14 protein-coding genes are annotated in these 22,353 nt (G+C 40.1%); 6 read left to right on the forward strand and 8 right to left on the reverse strand.

What is annotated here, in order from left to right:
- Positions 1-66: 66 nt before the first annotated feature.
- The 4 genes from DP114_RS33955 (at position 67) to DP114_RS33970 (ending at position 3,989) form a co-directional block, all read left to right on the forward strand.
- Complete coding sequence (locus DP114_RS33955) at positions 67-927, forward strand: hypothetical protein (RefSeq protein WP_169264839.1); 861 nt, start codon at positions 67-69, stop codon at positions 925-927.
- A gap of 301 nt (positions 928-1,228) precedes the next feature.
- Entirely contained in the window at positions 1,229-2,128 is a 900-nt protein-coding gene (locus DP114_RS33960; RefSeq protein WP_169264840.1) for a P-loop NTPase family protein, read from the forward strand.
- A gap of 385 nt (positions 2,129-2,513) precedes the next feature.
- Positions 2,514-3,320 (forward strand): hypothetical protein, encoded by an 807-nt coding sequence (locus tag DP114_RS33965; protein WP_169264841.1) that lies wholly within the window; start codon positions 2,514-2,516, stop codon positions 3,318-3,320.
- A 36-nt stretch (positions 3,321-3,356) separates the two neighbouring features.
- Complete coding sequence (locus tag DP114_RS33970; RefSeq protein WP_169264842.1) at positions 3,357-3,989, forward strand: DUF6753 family protein; 633 nt, start codon at positions 3,357-3,359, stop codon at positions 3,987-3,989.
- A gap of 311 nt (positions 3,990-4,300) precedes the next feature.
- Here DP114_RS33970 and DP114_RS33975 read toward each other — a convergent pair whose 3' ends face one another.
- Positions 4,301-5,854 carry an AAA-like domain-containing protein gene (locus DP114_RS33975; RefSeq protein ID WP_169264843.1) on the reverse strand — a complete coding sequence of 518 codons (1,554 nt, stop codon included), beginning with the start codon at positions 5,852-5,854 and terminating at the stop codon, positions 4,301-4,303.
- A gap of 566 nt (positions 5,855-6,420) precedes the next feature.
- Positions 6,421-7,206: a response regulator gene (locus DP114_RS33980; RefSeq protein WP_169264844.1), complete on the reverse strand. Its 786-nt coding sequence runs from the start codon at positions 7,204-7,206 to the stop codon at positions 6,421-6,423.
- Between the two features lie 774 nt (positions 7,207-7,980).
- On the opposite strand from DP114_RS33980, the gene DP114_RS33985 reads away from it, so the two are divergent.
- Complete coding sequence (locus DP114_RS33985; RefSeq protein WP_169264845.1) at positions 7,981-8,226, forward strand: hypothetical protein; 246 nt, start codon at positions 7,981-7,983, stop codon at positions 8,224-8,226.
- Here the strand turns inward: DP114_RS33985 and DP114_RS33990 are convergent, their stop codons facing one another.
- The 4 genes from DP114_RS33990 to DP114_RS34015 all read right to left on the reverse strand — a co-directional run bounded on the left by DP114_RS33990 (position 8,227) and on the right by DP114_RS34015 (position 16,289).
- Entirely contained in the window at positions 8,227-8,994 is a 768-nt protein-coding gene (locus DP114_RS33990) for a hypothetical protein (protein WP_169264846.1), read from the reverse strand.
- Positions 8,995-9,005: 11 nt separating this feature from the next.
- A complete protein-coding gene (locus tag DP114_RS34005) occupies positions 9,006-15,455 on the reverse strand; it encodes a hypothetical protein (RefSeq protein ID WP_246163644.1) in 6,450 nt (2,149 codons plus the stop codon).
- Between the two features lie 262 nt (positions 15,456-15,717).
- Positions 15,718-16,059 (reverse strand): DUF5615 family PIN-like protein, encoded by a 342-nt coding sequence (locus DP114_RS34010; protein WP_169264847.1) that lies wholly within the window; start codon positions 16,057-16,059, stop codon positions 15,718-15,720.
- Positions 16,056-16,289: a DUF433 domain-containing protein gene (locus DP114_RS34015; RefSeq protein ID WP_169264848.1), complete on the reverse strand. Its 234-nt coding sequence runs from the start codon at positions 16,287-16,289 to the stop codon at positions 16,056-16,058. Before DP114_RS34015 ends, DP114_RS34010 begins: the two co-directional genes overlap by 4 nt.
- Before the next feature lie 77 nt (positions 16,290-16,366).
- Here DP114_RS34015 and DP114_RS34020 point away from each other — a divergent pair, with 77 nt between their 5' ends.
- On the forward strand, positions 16,367-16,699 hold the full coding sequence (locus DP114_RS34020) for a XisI protein (protein WP_169264849.1): 333 nt from the start codon (positions 16,367-16,369) through the stop codon (positions 16,697-16,699).
- Between the two features lie 5 nt (positions 16,700-16,704).
- Here the strand turns inward: DP114_RS34020 and DP114_RS34025 are convergent, their stop codons facing one another.
- Entirely contained in the window at positions 16,705-18,588 is a 1,884-nt protein-coding gene (locus DP114_RS34025) for a relaxase/mobilization nuclease domain-containing protein (RefSeq protein ID WP_169264850.1), read from the reverse strand.
- A gap of 450 nt (positions 18,589-19,038) precedes the next feature.
- A complete protein-coding gene (locus DP114_RS34030; protein ID WP_171978417.1) occupies positions 19,039-22,320 on the reverse strand; it encodes a helicase-related protein in 3,282 nt (1,093 codons plus the stop codon).
- Between the last annotated feature and the right edge of the window lie 33 nt (positions 22,321-22,353).

Here is a 22,353-nt window from a genome sequence, read left to right on the forward strand (position 1 = left end):
TTTACTAGAAGTTAGACACTAGAAGTGAAATCTACATAAAACAGAATAGTTAGGTTTGACGAAATAATGAATATTTATTGGCTGACTCGGATAGCTAATTTCCAGGGCAGCTCTATCAGACTTCTAGATATTGATACAGGCATTGAGTTTTTTGCAAAAGATATACTCATGCTTGTTTGTCCTAGAAATGTTGATAAAGAGATACAATCATTTCTCGAAGTACTACCATTAAAATTGAGACGCAAACGTCAAGTTTTTACTGTGAATCATGAATTACAAGAGGTTGATACTTTATGTTGGTTAGCACTAAAATACATTTTTAATTTATTTGGTTATGAAAAACATCGTGAGTTTGTGCGCTGGTTGCGTAAAGATGTTGCGCCTATTAGTAGTGCAAGTTTGAGTTTAAGCCCCTTACCTGTAAGGGTTAATAATCCTGACAAGCGAATATTTAATACTAGTCGTCAGATTGTTGCAGTACAGTCACTTCGCTCTAGGCGGACTGAACTTCTACCAATTCATAATACTAGTATTGCCGCGCGTTTGCCTGCTTCAGAACTGATTGTAACTAAGCTAAATTCATTGCATTGGTTCAATATCATCACCAACTGCCAGCTAATGTCGCTTTCAGATATGTATCTGAATTCGCGTTTTTCCTTGGTTGGTTCGCCTCTAACACTTGTACCTGCCATTCACGAATACTCTTTACAGAATGAGAATCTAGATATTGCGGTATTAGAAGCTATTTATTTGAGTTTCTTGTACAAGCAAGTTGATATTCCTTTACTGGATTCTGATACTGACTTATCAAACAAACTGTTACGTAAGCGGTATCTGGATTGTTGTCGGTTGATATTAGAAAACGAAAATATATCTTATTCAGATTTGTACTTGACTTTTGTTAATGATGCCGAAATTTTTTTTTAGCACAAGAACTTGATATAGCTTTAATATTTTTCTATTTTCAAAAACACTTATCTTTTCCAATTTTGCGAATTTTGGAGGGAGGTGTCTTTCTACAAGCACTTGAGCTATTTGGTTTAACTGCAAGCCAGAATAAGCAACTAATTTTCTCCTTGAGGGTTGCTTATCTTAACTGGTTGTCAACTCTTTTAGAACAAATGATTTCTTTTACTTAGAGTTGACAATAATTTGAGTGTGTTAGCAAAGTGTACTCACTTTGTCAAGGATTGTAATGTTTCTAAATAGGAAGAAGAGAGAAAAGAAAATGTCTGACAAGAATGCTAACACTAATAATAACCCTCCAGGATTTACTAATAATGAACCTCAGCGACGATTGGTTATTGTTACAGGTGATAAAGGGGGTGTTGGGAAGAGTACTTTTGCGCGAGGGTTATTACAGCTTTATATTAATAAAGATTTGGTGTGTCTTGCATATGAAGCAGACCAACGCAATCCTCAATTAGAGAGGCATTATGTAGACAAGTATAGACCTTTAATACGTTATATTGACATTTTTCGTAAGGGTGAAGCTGATAAGTTGTTAATTGACATAGAGAAAGAAAAACAATTTTCTCTATTTTTGTTAGATTTACCTGCTCAGTCAGGAGGTTTTTTTGAAAACTATGTTAAAGAGTTGACCTTTTTTGAAATGCTAAAGGATGTTAATTGTCAAGTGACGATGGTTTCGGTTATCAGTAGGGTGCAGGACTCGGTTAACGTCTTAGAAAAATTGCACGAACTTTGTAAAGACCAAGTAGATTACGTTGTCGTCAAGAATTTATTTCATGGTGAATCCGATAAATTTGAGCGTTATAACGATTCCAAAATTCGTAAGGATATGTCATCCAAAGGATTAGTAGAAATAATGATGCCAGAATTATTTTATCTCCCCTACGATTTTCTTGACTATTATGCTTTAACTTTTAATGACGCTTTGACTCATGAAAAAACAAATCTTGTTATTAAAGCAAGGGTTAAGTATTGGCTTGCTGATTTTGAAGAAAAAACTAAATCAGCTTTTCACTTATTAGGTTTTGATAAAGAGTCACTTTCCGGTTACTATGACAAGATGGCTGAAGAGACCAAGAAAGCTAAAAATAAAGAAAAAAAGCAGTCTAAAAGCCAGCCAACTCAAACTCCAGAGCCTTTACAAAATAGCGCTTAATTTCTCTAGTAAAAGGGAACAGGGAACTCTTAACAGGGAACTCTTAACAGTGATTGCGTATGGTAGGTAGAGTGTGGGGCAAAACAAGTCAAAATCATAAGGTAAGAAGTCAAAATTAATTCTTTACTTTTGACTTTTGTTAGCGTAGTGGGACGCAGTCCATTTTGAATTTTGAATTTGAGCGCAGCGAGTGGGGTGTGGGGACGGCACGTTTAGGATACTGTTGGTGAAGTGCTTGGAATAGTTGGAGAGCGCTTTTGAGTCGTTACTATCCTCAACGCAAAAATATAAATTTCAGGAATTCGCCAATAATATCCACAGTTCAAGAGACATCCAAACACTACACCCCACACCCAATGGAAGCGGAGCGACGATTAAATTAATTATGCTTATAAAGCGTTTTGTGATTACGGTTGGAGATGCCCGTGTTGGTAAGTCTACAATATCAAGACTTTTACTAGAGTTGTACTTGAAGAATCAACTCAATGTGCGTGTTTTCTATCACGGACATCGTAACAAGTTATCAATGTATCAAACGTCATGCTTTGATATCAACCAGTTGGGTTTTTCGAGGGGTGATTCTGATAGGTTGTTACTCGATCTAGAGATGTTTCCGAAGATTGAAGTGGTTTTGACAGATATGCCAGGTCAAAACTTACCAGAATTCAAGTTTTTTGATCAAGACGTTTCACTGGTAGAAAATCTCAATTGCCTGGGATATCGCATCACCTTCTTGCACCCGATATCTCACCGTAAAGATTGTGTTGAGGAATATCTTCAGGATTTATACCAATACTTTGGTAACCAGGTTGATTATGTGATTATCAAAAATTATTACTTTGGCGAGCAATTTTGCTACTATGATGGTAATCAATTCCAAGCTGCTCTCAAAAAACTAAACGGTTTGGAGTTAGTTTTAGATAAGTTGCATAATGACTTTTACCAGTTGCTTGAGGATACGGGTTTACCCTATGCTCAAGCAGTTAAAACTGACTCACCACTGAATACACTTCAGCGTTCCATAATATTTAATTGGATTGAGAATTTTCACAATTCTATTGTCTCTAACGGCATTGCTTCTAATTATTTAGGATTGATGACGAATCGTGCAGAATTGGTTACTGCGGGTGCAAATGCACATACTCTTTCCAATCTTGATTTAATTGAGCAGACTGAATCAGAGGAATGGTAAGTATTTGTTTGACTAGGTTGAATTTTTAATTGACTTATGACTGATATTGCAAAAGTTGTTGAAAAAGTTGTTGCGACTTATACTGAGGAGAAAAAGGCAGAGGTCATTGATTGGATACTTAAGTTGGGCATTCGACCTGATGACCCTTTGTTTAACCTTTACGCAGAATTGGGTACAACTCAGTTTGCGTTGCAGCAACTACCAGGCAGGCTTGACTCGCTTGTGGTCGGTTGGACTGATATAGTAGACGACAAGCTCAACACTGCTTCCAAGGTGGCTATACAGCAACAAAAGAATGCGATCGCACAAGCAACTTTGGAATTGGTTAAAACTACCAAGCAGGATGCCAGCGAGGGTTTGCCACAACTAGCGCAATTGGGTGTAAGTAATTGGCGGTTGGCGCAAGTGGCAAGTGTATTAGGTTTCGTACTGGCTTTGGGAACTGTTATTGGTGTTTTTACGTATAAGACCGTTGCTGGAAGTGTCACTTCTGTGCCTGTAGCTTCTTCTGCTGCTTTACAACCTGAAGATAAAAAACTTCTAGATTGGCTGAAATCAAATGAAGGTAAGGTAGCACGCAACATTTATGTCAAAAATGCCGCCATTATTAAGACTTGCCGCCAGCAGAAGAAATATTCAGGTGCTTGCATAATTTCGGTTGAGTATTAGAAAACTTCACTGAATCTATAGCCTTGAATTCATTTACTTTGTTCTTGACATCTATCCTCCACAAATGACAAATTGATGCCTAAAAAGTACCAAGTGGTACATCTATTTTGTCTCAAAGTTCCGACTCCAATTTAAACAGGAACTTCTCCTGCTATAAAGAGCGATCACTATATTCAACCAATATAAAATCACCAAACGCTTGCATAGCGCCAATCATAGATTACTTTGCCCACCTGTTGCAGCAACAGTCACACTACCCCAAACTGCTGTAAGAAGCGTACCATTCCCACAGGACCTTTATGCTTGAGCACCTATGCACGTACAACGGTGACAGAACGTCCATTTTTCGTAGTTGTAATTTGAGTCGCCAAGCGTGACTCTAGAGGTAGTGCATTACTGCGTCGGTCAAAAATAACTAACCAACCAAAATCTTCTCCCAACCGCGCCAAATAGGCATCTAACTGTTCTAAACCCGCTTCTAATGGGTCTTTTTTTTTATCACGCCAAACTTTTAACTCAATTCCTAATGTGATTTTTCTATATCTCAGACACAAATCCATGCGATCGCGCCCAATTGCATATTCACGTTCGAGAGTTCCACCACCATTAACTACGCGATGTAAAAATGCCATGAGCACTAAATGAGGTGCAATCTCATGGTAAACTGCACTCCCAAGCAACGGTTCTCCATGCTGACGCCAGAATGCCAAAAACGCGTGCAACAAAGCATCTATATTTAACTCACCACTTTTGGTTAACCAACTGGGACTAATATGGGGTAAACTATCCTGAGTACCCTGCACCAAAACACGGGGAATAACTTCACGATAAATGGGATTGGCAATCACGAGTCCCCCTTCTGGGTCACGCCGTAACAACCCCAAATCAATCAAATATTGTCGGTCATCCGATGGAGTATCCCCCAACGCTCCTCCTGCTAACATTGGTTCAATAATTGCCTTTACCCTTGGTTCTCGGAGTTTTTCAGCAAGAGAATCGAGATGGGTATCTTGACGTGCAATGAGTGTTTCCTTGGCTTTAAAAATATGTTCTGGTGTAATTGCGACATTTATATCCGTCACCATCTCTTCTACAACTTCTTTGGCTAAGGCATTTACCAACCAAGGTTGTCCCTGAGTCAAATCAAACGCGGTTTGGATAGCCTCGTTTGTGAATACTTGTCCTGTATCTTCAGTATGTTGTTGGTATAATTGTGCCACCTCCGTTGCATTAAAATTTCTTAACGTTAGGGAGCGCACTTTAATATTAAAAGGACTTGACGTATTCAGGCGATCGCTACCTCCGGAAGCCACTTTATAATCCCGCACATCCCGTAAGCCAATCAACCCTACGGACAACGGAAAGTTTTTGGGGCGGGTGCGATAGCCATCGCCTAACTGCCGCAAAACAGATATTAGGGCTTCATCCTGTAAAGAGTCAATTTCATCAATAAATAACACCAATGGTCGTGGCGAAGATCGTGCCCAAGCCTGCAAAGCAGCTTGAATTCTTCGTCCTGGCTGCGCTTCATCCCAAAATGCGCTTGGGTGTAAATCAGAGGGTAAATCGAACTGGGCACTCGCCCACCAAGCATCCAGAATAGATAGTTCAGCAGCACCTGGGTCGTGACGAAAAGGGGTTCCCACTTCCGCAGATACCACGAGTGCTGTGTAGCGTCCACTACTCGTTAGTTGTTCTGCAAGCGCTAGCATTGCAGTAGTTTTACCTGTTTGGCGAGGCGCATGAATCACAAAGTAGCTACGTTGTGAAATCAGCCGCTCCAAGTCTGGCAATCGACTCGTTGGCGACAGCATATAATGAATGTCTGCTTGACAAGGACCTGCGGTATTAAACCAACGAGACATGGGAATTTGGATTCCACTTGCTTTTTGCTCTTATTGTAGCTCAAGGCTTCTGGCTGGATTCCCTCTTAAGAGTTCCCGCCCCGTTGGCGCACCAGACCGCAAAGGGCGCTTAGGCTTGGTCAACCCCTCCGGGGAATTCAAAGTATGCCTGCGGCACGCTGCGCTATCAAAATTCAAAATTCGTCTTGAAAAGTTTTGCGCCGGGAAACCCCTATGGCTGACGCCACGCCTTACGGCTATCGGGGAGAACCTCCGGTTCAGCTGCGCTAACGCAGTCGCCTACGGAGGGATACCCTCCTGCAGCGCTGTCTCACCGGACGCGCAAACTTTTCGCAAAATTAAGAATCCCCATCGATTTGGAGGCTTGAAACAAGGACATCGTTTTCCTCGCGCTGCGCGTAGGCGTGAAAACATTTTTTACATTCTCCATACCATAAGTTGGGGGCTTGTATCCTTTTTCTTTTTTTTGATAGCGCAGCGTGCCCGCAGGGCATACTTTGAATGAGCGAATGAGCGAATGTTTGAGTGAGCGCCCAAGGGGCGGCTCCCCGAGTGAGCATCGTGGGTCAAGCAGCCCAACCTTCCCGTTCGTTGTTTGTTCTTTTTTTATCTCCTTTACTTGTTTGATTGGTTTTGAGCTTTTTATAAGTTTCTTGAGTCGTTTCTTGTTCAATTTTCATGTCTGCGAAGGTTAAGATTCCGATACGAATTCCTTCACGGACAGCATTGAATCTATCCTTGACTCCAAGCTTAATAAACAAACTATGCATATACGACCTTACCGTACCTTCGGATATATACATCTTGTTTGCAATTTCGTCATTTCTCATGCCTGAAGCGGTCAGTTTTAGAACTGTTATTTCTTTAATGGAGAATTCACTTAATAAATCAAGTGAATCTTTCTGCGGCGCGTCTTTTGACCGGAAATTTTCAATCAAGATACGATTGATAGTCGGGTCAATCCATGATTCGTTATTGTACGCAGCCAGTACTGCTTCAACGAATCTTTCTCCTACTTCTTCTCTGGCGCTATTTTTACAGTAGTAGCAGTCTGCGCCATTACTAATTGCTGCGCTGATAGCATCTCGACTGCTATTTGCAGTCATAACCACAATTTTTATAGATTCATACTTGGATTTAATTATATTTATTAACTCGTTTCCACTGATGTCGGGTAAATCAGTATTTATGACTACGATATCTGGGTTTTGTTTGTCGATAATTTCTATGCCTTCTGTCCCGTATTTGGCAACACCGCATACCTGAATTTTTCCGGTTTCAGATAGTATTGCTGCTGCGCCAATCCTGGACATATTTTCATTCTCAATGATGACAACATTAGCTAGTTTCATATTTTAGATTTTTTTCTTAGTCGTGCATCTGTTAAGTAACTTGGCACAATTCAACTAAAGTATGTAACGTTTTGTAATGGTCAAGAGCAAATATTTTTCTCTTTTACCCAACGCCAGAACTCATTGCAATATATAGGAATCCGATTTGATTCGGTGAATCACTCGTGGGAACAGGAAACAGGGCTTCGGCCGTGATCTCAGCCGAACGGAACTCTTAAGAAATAAAAAGGTGTACCTAGCTTCGCCAAAATCAAATAGGAGTCTTATAGTTCTGTTTACTAACGCTCATCTACTTAATCACATTTATAGCATTTACCTTTTTGAATATTGATCTTATTTGCTGAAAATATATATTAATTATGGTTTTCAGTAATCATTTTTTTAGATAAAAATAAATATGAGAGAATAACTACTTTTTGTATTTGTCATGAACCATATATTTACTTAATGCTTTCCGAGAGAAATTTTGTTTTAATAGTTCTAAGTGATTTTATCCGCCTTCGGCGGAAGACAGAAGGTTAAACTCTGTCTTTTGTGAAGCCTTCTGGCGGTCGCCAACTGGGTATAAAACTCCACCATCTACACGGAACCAGTACTGTAGAAGGGTTTCCCTCACGCTTGTTCTGGCGTTGTCTATGGCTGAGTCCTCCGGACACGCTGCGCGAACGCCACGCAAGCTATCAATCGGTTAGGTGCTGCACCGATCCGATTGCTCCTTCAGCATAGCTGCCTCCTGCCCTCTGCCTTTCTTCAAGGAGCAATGGATAATTTTGTATGAAACTAGATAAACTTTTGTCATGGATAGAAAAGATTGTTGTTTGGTTTTTGATCGGTATGTTATGTTTTGTCGGGTTAGGTAGTTTACCTGTTAACCCGACAAGCTTTTTTGACTTTGCTGCGTCGTTGTATTATCTCTTAGCGGCAGTTGTTGTTTGCCCCAAGACTCCTCTTAGTTTTAATAAAAGACTAGTTTTTGGATTTATTGCCTTTTTCTATGGAGTTTGGGTCGGTTTAATTTAGCTAGCTCAATTCGTTACCAGATTCCTTACTTTGAATTTGCTGCTGGTTTTGTCTACGGAGTACTTGCTGCTCCTGGAATAAAACCTGAAAGCGCTCAAATTCTTCCTTCGTGAGGTTATTGATGATGATAGAGTATTCTTCTGAGTTATTGTCACAAGAAGCCAAGAGTGTTTCTTTGCTTTCTTCCAACTCAGGATAATTTCTATCAAGGCTTAGAATTTGTGAATCTTTTTCTAATTTTAGAATTGCAGTATATTCCTCACCTTTATAAAAAATACTTCGCGTGTCTTTATCTGCTTTTCCATATGTATTGATCCGGTCTACAATAACAGGAATAACAAACTGTTGAATTTGAATTGTAGTGGCAATAAGTTGTTTTCTATTTTCTTGACTTTCTTCTACTGGCTTGCTATTACTGTCGTCTGTTTTTTTAGTAAAGTTTGTTATCACCTCTGGTTCAATTGTTCTGACTTGAGTCTGGTTATTTGTTACTTGTGAAGAGAATTCATGACTGAGTTGATGAACAAAAGTGACAGGTTCAATATCTGCTGAGTTTACCTTTGCTTCCTCTTGCGCTACTTCGTTAATTTTGTTCATTTCTAAGCTAAGGTTTAGTGCAGCCTCTTTTTGTTCTTCAGCAGTTGGAGGATTGAGTGCTATCTCTTCAAATTTCTCATTACTGATGTTAAGCTGCTTCATGAGTTCTCTGAGGGTACTAGCCTTCATTGCGGTAGTCTGTTCTGCTGGAATTTCAACTAGTTCTTTCATATCAAAATTACCTACCTTTCAACAAAATCTGATTTGACATCTTTCAGTGTATTTGCAATCCGGGAGTTCATGTATCGAAAATCTTGTAATGTTTCATCATTAATATTATTTATTTTGATACTTCCTGATTTGACATAGAACAGTACATTATCATCTTTGTCCTTAACTAAGTAAGTTTGATTTTGGACTTGAGTGGCGATTTTGTACTTTTCAGTTTGTACTGACATAATGCCATTGATATCTTCTTGCCCAATTTTTTTAACTACACATTGAGCTAGACTTGTCATTACTTTGATTTTTTCAAGCTCTTTAATATCTTTATCCATTGCTTTAAAAGCATTTCCAAGACTAATATTTTCTTTGACGTATAAATCAGTTACCTCCTGAATTCGTGATAAATACTTTTCTGATTTACCGAGCTTTTGAGCGGCTACATACCAATCTTGAAGACTTTGAACTGTATTTGCCCTCATCCGCAGGGTAATGTCATCCATCGCCCCAAAGAGCTGTGTTCTGGGTTGAGAAGGCGATGCGAGTGCTTGTTCAATATTGGTTGGTGTAACTGAAATGGTTGTTTGTTGTGATTTTTCGACTACATTAGTATATGCTTGGGCGATCGCTCGGATGAATGCTGATTCCTTACCTTTACCTTCCCACTGTTTATCCTGGGTACTGGTGATAGTGGTACAGTTTTCCAACCATTCAGTTCCGCCACGCTTGGCGATCGCATCAATGAGCCGGGGGTGCTGTTCAAGTTTAGCCTGGAGTACCTCTACCATCAGTTCGTACTCATCAGCCAAGGGATGAAGCTGCTTCTGGTGATGGAACGCATGTTCGGCAGATGCATATGCTACACCTTTAGGCTTCTGCAAGTGGGTTTCTACTCCATACCGTCCGGCTGCGGCTTCTGGGTTGTTATTGATTGAAACTTGATAATTGTTTTGTAGCTTGCCTTGTTCTTTGGCAAGTGCAGTGGCATTGGCGAGTGCAGCTCCTAGCCCGTCTTTGGAGTCGGGGCTGATATGGACAGACGCAGCAATTTGCTGTTGTACGGGTGCACTAGTTGCACTCAACGTTCGCGTAGCGTCTCCGACAGGAGAGGGAACCGCAATGCACTGGCGTGTGTACGAGATAATCTTGCCGTTGGTTTGAACCGTGGGGTTTTGGGGTTGCTGTGCTTTAAGAGCTATGCATTCCGTGAGAATTTCCGCAAGTGCCCGTGCTTGCGAGATGTTTGTGCTAGCAAACTTGTCGGTGAGAACCAAGCCTTGCGATTTAAGAGCGAGTTCGTTAATTAGACTGGGGTTTTCCTGCGCCCACTGTTGCCAGAGTTTTTTATATTCTTGGTAAAGCTGTCCTTCGGACATTGGAGTGCGGGGTGGTTTGCCTTTACCCTTTTTCCAATCCTTGTCGTCGGGTGAGGTACGGTATCCTTTCACATCAAGTTGGTAGGCTGACTCAATAGTTCTGCCATCGGAGAGTTTGGCATTGAGAGCACTAAATCTTCCATCGCCTGCGCTTGATACTTCGTAGTTAGCTTTACCTTGGGGCGCGTATCTTCCCCACTCCCATTGTTGAGGCTTATTTTGTGAATTTATTTTTACATCAGTGCTGGGAGTTTTTGCAACTACTGTCTCTAGCTGCGTGGGTGCTTGTTCGATTTCAATTGGTTTTGCAGGAACAATTGGTACTGGTGTTTCTTCCTGACTGAGTTCTTTTGGACGATTTGGTAGTGCTAAGAGCGCTTGTTTGTATTCGCTATCTGGTAAAGTTTGGTTTGATGGAAGGAGACTGTCTTGAGTTTCAAGTTTTTGATTGAGTTCTGCACTTAGTTGTTCGTAACTGTCAAAGCCATCAATTTCACCAATATTAATAGCTGACTCAAATAAAGCATTTAATTTTTTGCTTAGTTCTTCACTAATTTCAGTTTTAGTAATAATAAATGTAGCTATATTGTTTTCAATAAAGGAATTAAGATTTACACTTTTTGACTCTAACCAATTAGTGACAGCGATCGCATCTTGTGCTGGTACGACTAATACGATAGCTTCTTTCGTCTTTACTTGTGACCCATCTGCGGAACTATACTGTTGGTTTGGGTTATAGAAATATATAGTTTGTTCGGGAATAATTGGGGCGACTTGTGAAGGAGTATCTGCACTTCTGATATGACCACCAGCACGGTCAATAAACGTTTGTTTCAGCTTTTCACTGATAGTACTTTCATCGAGCATGAATACAGTCATACCCTTTTTGGCTTCTAACCGAGCTTGTGACGCAGTCAGTTGTTCATATGATACTTCTACTTTTTCTAAATACTTTTTTGTTCTTTCGGCTATTTTTTCATCAACTGCTAACCCGATTAATCCTACTAATTTTTGTTCTTGATTTTGGAACATTACTGTAGGACGAGCGTTAATTTTAGCAAGTAACTGATTACTTTTTTCTTGCGGTTCGTTTTTAACAGGCTGTTCGTTACTTACAAGTTGACTGCGCTTAATCCACTGGTTGGGATACTGTACGGTTTCTGGATTAATAGTTATCTGACAGGTACTTTCATTACTGGTAATCTGTACAGGAATAGTGGTTCGTTGTTGATTGAGGCGGATAATGTCTGTGTCAATTAGTTTTTGTATAGTACTACTCTCTTTTTTTCGCCACTGTCTTTGTGTATAACCTTTGTTTAATTCAGCTTCAAGGCGTTCGGTGTGCTGACCAATAATACCAAGTGATTGGTCACCAATTTTAGCTATATAAACGTACTTTTTATCAAATGCTTTGACTGAAGTTTTTCTAAAATCTCGGTCTTGAATTTCCTGTCGTTTATACTTTTGATTAGTAATATTAATTCTTAAGAAATTTTTTGACGATGTTTCTGCTACAGCATAGGCATTTTGACCAGTCGTGATGGTTTGAATTTTGAGTTGTAACTGTTGTCCGTTTCTGGGCTTTTCTGCTAACAAACCTTGAGCAATACCTTCTTTGACTGATTCCTTATCGAGGTTACCTAACTTTTCCGGTTTGTTATCATTTTGGATATAAATACTATAGTCTTCTCTAATCAAATCAACCTTCTCAATTGTTAGCATGATAGGTTGATTGTTGAACCTTTGGGAATGAAGTCCAAACTTGTTAACTTCACCTACTTTAAAAGTGAGTTCTGGTAGTCCGGGTACTTTGGTTGTGACAGAGGCAGTATATATCTCACCTTTGGCTATCTCTGCAGTTGCGGTAGTATCAATTGGTAGTCGAGCATTATTCTGTTCGATGTTTCCAAATGTTTCATAATTCCCCTCTTGATTCTGTATTTCAATAACGCTCTTTCCATTTTCGCTTATATTAAACCGAATATTTTGGAGTTGATTTTCATGAAAGACTTCACTGTTACGGTCGAATCCAGTGATACTAAATTCCCTAAACTGAAGTGTGTCTAGCCGATTGATAATTTCTTGGGGAAAGGCAGCAAATGCAAAGTTTGAAATTTTCTTTTGGTTCTCATTACCTTTCTCATGACTACTTTCACGAGTCGTTGATATAGCCCAGGTAGCAGATGCCATTGCTAGTTTATGGTCTGATGGAATAGAATTATAAAACTCTTCTGCTACTTGGTAAGCTTTTTGGTAAAGAAGTTTTATTTGACCTTCACTTAGTTCAGGTTGGAAGGATATTTTATTGGATGTTACTTCCTGTCCAGGGATAATTTCTATCTCTTGTAGCTTGTTTTCCTGCTCCTTAGCAAGCGTTCCTAACGTCCTAAATTTAGGTTGACCGTTTTCAGTCTCATTGTTGATTTGGGCATAGACTATATATTGATGGGGACGGCTATGATTACGCTTTTCTTCTGGTATTTCTGATATTTTGATCGTAATTTTTTTCGCTTTCCAAATAAATTCGTTGTCATATTGTAGAAGGTTAGTGACACTGACTTGATTGCCATTAACAAGCGTAATATTTGCGGATGGTCCTTTTTCGGTTTCTTTCTGTTTAGATAGCTGATGAGCTCTGTTAAATGATTTATCAAATTCTTTTTTAGCGAGGCTTGCTTGTAAGCGTTGCTGATTAGAGAATTTAACACCTTGAAAGAAATCTTGAAACTGTACGATTTCACGTGATTCGAGACGGGCTTTCTCAAAATATTGGTTGGTTTGAGCAATTAGTAATTCAACTGGTGAGTATCCTGTAGGCTGGATGGTGCTATTTAAATAAACATCTTTTTTCTTATCTCGAATATAGTTAACTTCCCGGTGAAGAATCCGACTGTTGTTGCGGATAATCTCCATTTCAGGTTTTTTAGCACTTTTGAACAAGTCAACCGCAATTTGGTTTTGAAATGCTGCTTGGGCAATCATTTCGCGGTACATCTTCGTGTTGACGCTCATTGCTTTGAAAGCGGTTTCCTGGTTAAGAGGTTCCTGTCGTGCTGTTTGGATAAACGCTTCCATATAGCCGCGATACTTGTCGGGAACTTCTTTACCTTCTATACCCTTAGATTTTGCCCAGGCTTCTGTCTTGAACAAATCTTCGTAGTGTTCGGTTACCTCTTGTACATACTCGATTTGGTCTTTCTCACTGCCAAAGTTTTTCAGGATGGTAATTTCTGACTCTAGCGCCTCAATCGATGTCAGGTGGTTGTTAATAACACCAACACTAATGCTATCGCTCATGTGGATGGCGATTTCTTCAAATTCTGGCTGGCTACCGTCTTCTCGGTAAAAAGACTGTTTGTTGAGTTTAACAGTTGGCTCGTAAGCGTTAGAAGGCAAGTTACGCTCAGAAGCTTCTGCTGTGAGGTTGGGATACTTGCTTGCTCGGTCAAATCCGATACAGTCACCGTCGTAGTCGCGTGCTTGACGTTCCTGTTCGGACTCTTGGGGAAGAATTTCTAAGTTGTATCCAGCCGATTGAAGTTCTTGAATATACTCATTAAATTTGTTGGTAAACTCGATTTTGTCCTTTGTTTCGAGTTTACCTATATTTTTGTTTAAGTAATTCTCAATACCTTGTAACTGGATATTTTTCCCTTGAGCTTCGGGAAGGATAGATAAAATTTGTTCGTTTAGGCGGTTGTAAATGCGATCGCTTGTTTCGTCCGAGACAGCGATAACACCTGCGAGGGGTTTGCCATCTGGTCCAAGTATATCTTCTACTATTTTGTTTGTAGAGATGCACAGACCGTTCGAGTTGAGGAAAGGTGAGCGGAAGTTGAGGACTTCTTCTTTGTCTTGGTAATGAGGAATGCAGATTTCACCATTTTGCAGGTCTTTGGAGGGAATGACCATTGCACGCTCAAACGTGAGTGTTTTACCAATGGCGATTTCCTTCCACTCGTTTTGGACAAATCGAGCGAGTTCTCGCTGTACCTTCTCGGTTTCGAGAAGTTGTCCTTGTCCTTGTCCTTGTAAGTCAGCTTTGATGAGTTTGTAAATCAACGAGTCAGTAGCAATGCGTTCACGCAGCGTTTCTAATTCTTCTGTTACTGCTGGGTCTTCTGTTGCTTCTTCTTCAAGTGAGGCTGCTTGTTCTTCCAGAAAGGCTTTGCGTTTGGAGTACTTTTCACAATAAAGTTGGGCTAGTTGTCGGGGATCGTCCTGTGCAAGATTCAGCTTCTTAGCTTCCAGTTCTAGTTGTTCGGTAAAGTCTTTCACTCCATTGGGGAATGAAGCAAGTAACTGTGAGATAGCTGTCTTACCAAGTTCAGACTGTGATTTTTCTCCCAACCAGATATTTTGCCTGTACAGTCCAGGTTGAATTTGGGGTTTGGTCGGACCATTGGGGTTGTCTTTATCAGTTCCCTTAAATGCAGACAAGGGAAGAATTAGGTCAATTTTAGTTTGGTTATTGGCGTCTTGATAGTTAAGAATATTGTCAAGATTGGCTGGGCGTAGTGTACCTTTACCAAAGCGGTATTTGGTATCATCTCCATCTTGGTCAGTCCAACCGAAGCGGTGCTGAATGACGCGGTAGGAATCACCTTCTTTATAATTGGTAAGTTCGTGATATAAGTCTTTTGAGATTTGTCCATAACAGTCGCCTGTTAGTCGATATGCCTGGTCATTGTTAATGATGCTACCATTTTCACCATTACTATCATCAACAATTAAGATGTTTAACTCTTTATTTATGGCATTTTTGCACGCACCAAGGAAGATGGAACCATACGCGCCTCTATCTTTATTGTCTGGACATAACTGTCTAATTGTGTCTAGATATTCTTCTGGCCCATACAATAATCGGGTTTTTGACGATAATAATAATTTGTATCCTGACGGATGGTTTTTTAGTTGTTCAGCAGTAGACTTTTCGTCTATATGCCCAAACGAAAAGTTTTTTCTTGTCAAGAAATATTCTAGTAAAGTGTTGTTAAGTTCTTCTTGCAGAAGTGAATCGAAATTATTAATATTTCCATCGGTATGAATCCATTGATTTAATCTAGTATCAAAATGTTTAGCTTGAATTGTCATAGAAACAATTAAACTTCTAAACTTAATAAAAATTTTAATTTTTGGCAATAAAATACCCTAGAGTTTGATTTTACTTCCTCTATCTCGGTAATCTATTCAACAATTTTCTGATTTTTCAGAGCAAAATCTACATATTTGCAATCACTATGTATGAAGCAATGTCACGGGAAATACGGCTATTCTACACAGGACACTAAATCAGTAGTAATTTTCGTAATGTTTGCTATCTGGGTTGACTTAAAATCAATCGACAGAAGATGATTTAAGGAGTGTTGCTAATTTCCACAATCATTTCTCCTTGCCGCAGTTGTTCTAATGCATCAGGCAAAGTAGCACTGAGCAATTGTTGCAGGTTAGGATTCGTGACATTGCCACAGGTCAGCCACAAAATCTGAGGAGGTGTTCCCAAGCGACATACCAAGTCGATGAAGTCGCTGTCTTTTGTCATAATCACAGCGTTTTGGGATCGTGCCTGTTCAAAAATTTCGATATCCTTCGCGTCCCGAAGTGACAAATCTCGCAGGGCAGCAGCTTCTAAGCTAAAGGTGATTGTCAGCCAGTTTGCCAGTGTTGGAGGCAGTTGAGCATCAATCCAAATCTTCATGCTGTCAGTCTGGGAAAATCAGTGCGTTTTGCGGCGAAGAGCAGGCAAGCTTGAATATCTGCCAGTTCCAAATCGGGGAAATCTTCTAAAATTTCAGTAACACTAACGTTTTCAGCCAACATTTCTAAAATATCGGTAACTCGAATTCGCATCCCTCGAATGCAGGGACGACCACCACACTGACCAGGGGTTTGGGTTATGCGAGTTAGCAAGCCCGTCGTTGAATTCATGAGAATGTCTGCAAGTTGCTTTGTTTATCTCCATTTTATGATGAGAAACAGGAGGTGTTACTAGAGGTTATTATCCGATGGCTGTAGAGAGATATCGTCAAATCATCCAACAGTTAATTTTAGAACGGGCACAGAGGCGATCGCCTTTAGAAGAAATCGAGATACAAGCGATTCTGGATACTGAGCGCGACCATTACCTTTTGCTACATACAGGCTGGCGTGGTAATCGTCGGACACATGGATGCAGTCTACATCTCGATATCAAAGACGGCAAAATCTGGATTCAGCATGATGGGACAGAAGTAGGAATTGCTACACAACTGCTAGAATTGGGTGTACCAAAAGAAGATATCGTTTTGGCGTTTCACTCTCCTTATATGCGCCAATTTACGGAGTTTGCCACCAGCTGAGCATTTTACTGCTCAATTCCCCCTTTGGATTGTGATTTGTTGATTAGCGCTTGTTGAGTAAAAGTCCGCAAGCTTTCGATTTGTTCGATTTCATTTTCGTTGAGTCGGGTGGGTTTTTCTTCATACCAATTTCCTTCCACGTAGCGGGTTTGCATTACAGGGGTATCATCTTGGTGACGGTAAACAGTCAGGATGTTTTCATGTAGGCTTGCACTCAACTCCCGTCCTTTGATGCGAGGACTGTTGGTAACAAGCATGTAGTTAGTGATGACTGAAGGTAGATGTTCAAGAGTAAGAGGCAGGGTATTGGGTGTAAGGAAGCCATCGGCTTGAGCCGGTGTGCTGACTTCTGACTGGTGTTGTAAAGTTTCTTCTGGGGTGCTTCCTAGTGCTTCCTCTTCGGGAAGTCGTGCGGTGGAATAATTCTCTTTCACTGAGTCTGTAATCGCATGGTGGCTTTGTTGAAGCGGATATGTTTTTGTTTTATCTAAACTAACAGACGGTAGATCTTCCTCTGTGGAGGAAGGTACACCAGTGTCGTTGCAAGCTAGTGCTGCTGTATTTTTTTCCTTTGCGCGAGATTGTTCTTCTTCTTTTTGTAGTTCAATCCCAAGAAGTTTTCTTTCTGGAGTTGGCTGTACCAATTCCTCCTGCTGTAGCGGTAGTTGTTTTTCTACTTCAGTTTCAACTGATGAAGAAGTATTTTGATTCAATGGTAGCGGTAGTTCGATAGAGGGCTGTTTTTCTTTTGAGGGAAGTGGCTGTTCTTGGGATTGTTCTGGTTGCGGTGGGTTCTGTACTTTCTTCTTTGCTGCGGCAGAAACTGGAGCCAACTTACTTTCTAAAATTGGTGTTATTGTTAGCCTCTCATCTGTATAACTGTTTTTCCGTATATTTGTACTAATCCCAAAATTGGAGCTATCATCAGTAGCGCCACCGCTGTCCCCTGTGCTATCACTAGTAGGTTTGTCAATAGTATTGTATTCTATTTTACTGAAAATATTATTGTTGATGCGGCTAATTGCATTTGTTTTGGCTTGTTGGAGTTTGCTTACATCCCTTTGTTGGTCAAATGTCAATCCGTATTCAGACTGAAGTTTGTTCCAACTATAGGGTTTGTATACCTGATAACCAGCTATTTTGACATCATTGTGGATATAGGTAAAGCCGAGTAATTCATCCCCCCGCATCTTGGGTAATACTCCAATGTTGTTTTCCTCTAGGCGTTGGATAAACGTAGAGATGGTGGGACTATCAATTATAGCCTCCCCTATTGCTGAACGGATAATTTCCTTACTGGTTGGGGTTTTGTGCTTACTGTTGACTGCTCTAATACTTTTCGAGCGGTTGCGACTTGTAAGTGCAGTTATCCCGTACTCTTGTTCTAACCTAGAAGCGACGGCTTCATTTGTCGTTGGTGTTACTTCCAATCCTAATTGAGCTGCGATTCGTCTAGTTGAAACCTGGGAGTTGAAATAGTCGTAGGAGTCATTAACCAGGCTACCGTCTAACCGAATACGAGAGGCAATTATATGCAAATGTTCGTGGTCGCGGTCATGATGTCTGACTGCAACGAACTGACTCGTGGCGTGGGGTGATTCATATGCAGGCAAATATCCCATGTCTTTGAGATACTCCCTTGCTACATAGCTATACTGACTATCCGATAAATGTTCGTGGTAGTCCCGACGGTGTGCGATCGCAATAATGAGATGGGCGCACTGACGTTTGACCGCCTTGTTCGTGTATTTGGTACTAAGGAACTGTTCGTTGAATTGATGTGGGCTTGTTCCCATCATATTGGTATCGACAATCGCAGCATCATCCTTCTCCAAGACATACTTGAGCGTATCGAGAAAGTTTGGTTTTTTGTATATGACTGGAATCAAGAGAAAAAAGTATAATGTGATTTCTCTAACTTAGCAATTATACTTAGAAGCTGAAATAAGCTGGCTTTAAAGATTCAGAGAAATTAGGGGCTTGCTATGCTGAAGCACCTTGTCACCGAATTAGTGGCAGTTTGAGTAACAAAAGGATGCGATTGCAAGGGAAAGCAGAGGCTGCGCTCGCGTATCGCTGCTTCATTGTCTTTAGAACTTAAGCGAAACGTGAGTTCGACGAACTAAAAAACAGCAGGAGGCAGAGCAGGCAGGGCTTTTGGGTAAATGTCAAGAGAAGGTTTTTTCGGCATGAAGGTTAGAGCAGCAAACCCGCCATTAAATAAGCGAACCGTATTACGCCCAAGGTGATGCAATAGCCGTCACTGGAATTACCTGCGTTGCCTCCAGTTGTATAGTCCTCTTGCTACAATTTGGGGAAGTTAGAAGAAAATCCAAGCACTATCTTGGTTGAAACCACTGGTAACAAACAAACTGAATATCTTCTGAATGAATAATTTTCGACGAGTTTAATTCTTTCTCTTCTTCAATTTGGTAATAATGGTCTTGATCAACAAACACCTCGTCTAGTTCAGAAACCAAAGCATTTAAATCTTTATGTTTAACATATTTTTCCCAAATGACTTTCATATCACGTTCGTAGATACTCAGGTTAACTGTAGTAATAACCTTTGATACCCGTCGCTTAACTTCCTGGTATGCTGCATCTTCATGTGTTGGACTAAATTGAGTCAAAACTTGATAAATTTTCTGTAAAATCTTGCTTAGCTTAGGTTTGACTTGACTGCTAGTTTCCTGCTTTTTAAAGTTTGTCATCAAGTTACTTAAAGCCCCTTCTAAAATATCAAAGATAGAGTTATCAAACTTAACCGGAAGCAGTTTGTTTGGAGGAGGAAAATCCTCAGCTTTACACTTGATCCAGTTAAAAATTTTACGCTTATCCGTAACTAACTGATTTGGGTTAAGCGAAATCACACCATTAATACGAGGGTAAAATTGCCAAAAGTGCTTATCTTTAGCACGAAATGCCATAAATATGCCTCCATCTCTAGCTTCAGGAATATAGAAATGGCGGGTACTGTGAATCCCCAGTGGAATTTCTTCAGCTGCTTCCTCTCCTTCTTGTTTAAAAAATTCCAATAGGGGCAAACGCATTTCATCAAGAGACGCTAAATCAGCCGCTTGCTCAAGTTCCTCTAAAATTGCTTCTTTATCTGCATCGGTCACTGCTTTCTTAAGTCGGTATAATTCTTCTAATGATTTCTCTGAAATGATTTCTCCTAAAACGCTAGCGTCTAATCCTACTTCTTTATCAATCACGGCAAGTCGGGCTTGTAATCGTCGTACCAATCCGAGCAATGCCTCCAAACCTTCTTCTGGAAAGCAGTTATAAATAAATAATTTTTCGTAGCTAGTACCTAAACGGTCAATTCGACCAGCACGCTGAATCATTCGTACCGGGTTCCAATGTAGGTCATAGTTAACTAAAACACCAGCATCTTGTAAATTTTGTCCTTCAGATAAAACGTCAGTGCAAATCAGAATATTAATTTCCTGACCTTGAATCTTTTGCTGTTCTTCCTGGCTTTGGCTGTTAGCTTTAGGCGCAAAGCATGTAACTTTTTCCTCTCTTTGCTTGCTAGGAGTTTCACCAGTGATTTTGTCAATTATAGGTAAGTCTTCATCTATTGCTAGTGTCTTTAACCAGTCTTCATCTGACAGTAACTGATTGTACAAATAATCAGCAGTGTCTTTGAAATAGCTGAAAACCAAGACTTTCTGCCCCTTCAGATCGTAAGCTAACAAATGTTTGAATGCTGCTAGCTTGCAGTCGAAATCACGTCCTAGTTCTACATCTTTTTCAATTTTCTGAAGTGTGTTGATAATACTGTTGAGAATATTGATGTCTGATTTAATTTGCGAACTTAATTCCTCAATTTGGTAATCATTGGGGTCAATCTCATCTAAAGAGTTGATAAGTTCTTCGACGGAAATATTTTCCTCTTCATCTGTCTGTGCTGCTAGAATCTTGCGAAAATTTTTACTATCTAGCAGCTTACCTTGTTGTAAAAATGTAAAAAATCTTGATTGAAAATCCCTCTGATTGCAGATACTACTTTCAAAAGCAATCAGGGAACTTTCTAGCCGCTTCAGATACAGCGACTTTATTAGGCTAACAAGAGCGTCTTTGCGCTTGATATCATCTTCTTCTTGATTAGTTTTTCGCTTCTTAAACGCTTTGATGTTATAAGGAGCGAGATGCAATTCATCAATTTTATTTGCTATCCCAGCGTAAAGTCCCTGAAAACTAGCTTCAAAATTATAGGTAAACTGTTTTAATTCCCGTTTGGGAAAGCGAATCTTTTGACCAGCGATATAAATTTCTTCTCCAGCAAGCTGCCGCTTGATAACATCCTGGCGAGAGCGCCTTACCATTGATTGGAAAAGCAGTTCAGTAATCTCTACATCACCCTTGCTCAAAGCTTTAAAGTAAGTTTTTAGATTGGGAATGTCCCACTCTCGGTAGTATGTTTCAGTATTACGTGTTAGTAATAAAATTTGATGGTAAAGGTCATAAATGCTAGTATTTATTGGCGTTGCAGTTAATAGTAATACCTGCTTGTTTCGCTTACCACTGCCAATAAGCTTTTGTAAATTTCGGTATCGATTGGTTGCACTATTACGAAAGTTATGCGATTCATCGACGACGATGATGTCATATTTGTTGTAGCGGCGGTTATCGAAGGTTTTAAGGCTAATTTCCTCCTGGGAAACTACATCTGCTTTAACTCCGTACTCATCCAGCTTTTTGAGCCACACCAAATCCCGCAATTGGGCTGGACATATCACCAGCGCACGAGGTACATAACTAGGACGTCTGTCTTTGATAAGGTAGTGGTCAATCACTCGCAAGCCGATATAAGTTTTACCCAAACCTACAGCATCTGCCACCATACAACCCCGGTGACGCTCCAGCAACCTTACAGCACGCTCAAACCCTTCTTGTTGAAAACTAGCGAGTTCTAAGCTTGTGCGAACGCTCCCTTGTGCCAAAGTGTCTTCTTTAAAAAGTTCGTAAAGTGCTTTTAAAAAGACCTGATAGGGTGTATAAGCTTTACTGCCAAATTTAGAGGCATTCAGAGCATCAATTAGTTTGGCTTTGTACTCTTTATCAACACTTTTGTCATTCCAGAATTTCTCAAACCAATTTTGGCGAAGGTCTTGAGCAATTACTGATGTTTTATTCAAAACATTTAATTCTGTATTACCACTCAATCCAGCAGGAGTGAAGTTACTAGAACCAATGATACTGTAGTTGTCAAAAATGTAAGCTTTGGCGTGGAGAAATTGCACATTTTCAGTTATAGCACCATAAAGTCTGACATGGATATGGTGTTGTTGTAGATATGCAATTAAACGGTCAATTTGCTGTTTGTATTGCAACTTGAATTTCTCTGTTTCTAGTTGCTTTTGAATATCATAACGGAAGTAGTGGGTTAGGTCGATGCGATCGCCTTCTGCTGGTCGAATCGTGGGATCACGACCAATTAGCAGGCGTAGGTGAGTTAAAGTGTTGAAAGCTTGCTCTAGCCGTATCCATGCCTCAATCCGGAAAAACCCAGTCGCTATGTCTAAGTTTGTTTGCCTCTCATCCAGAACCAGCGAGCGCAAAACATCTTCTAATTTATGTTGATTATTGTCTACATAATCTGGGAGAGCCATAATTGACACACCTTTTACCAGGAAAATATGATT

The organism is Brasilonema sennae CENA114 (assembly GCF_006968745.1).
Taxonomy (GTDB): domain Bacteria; phylum Cyanobacteriota; class Cyanobacteriia; order Cyanobacteriales; family Nostocaceae; genus Brasilonema; species Brasilonema sennae.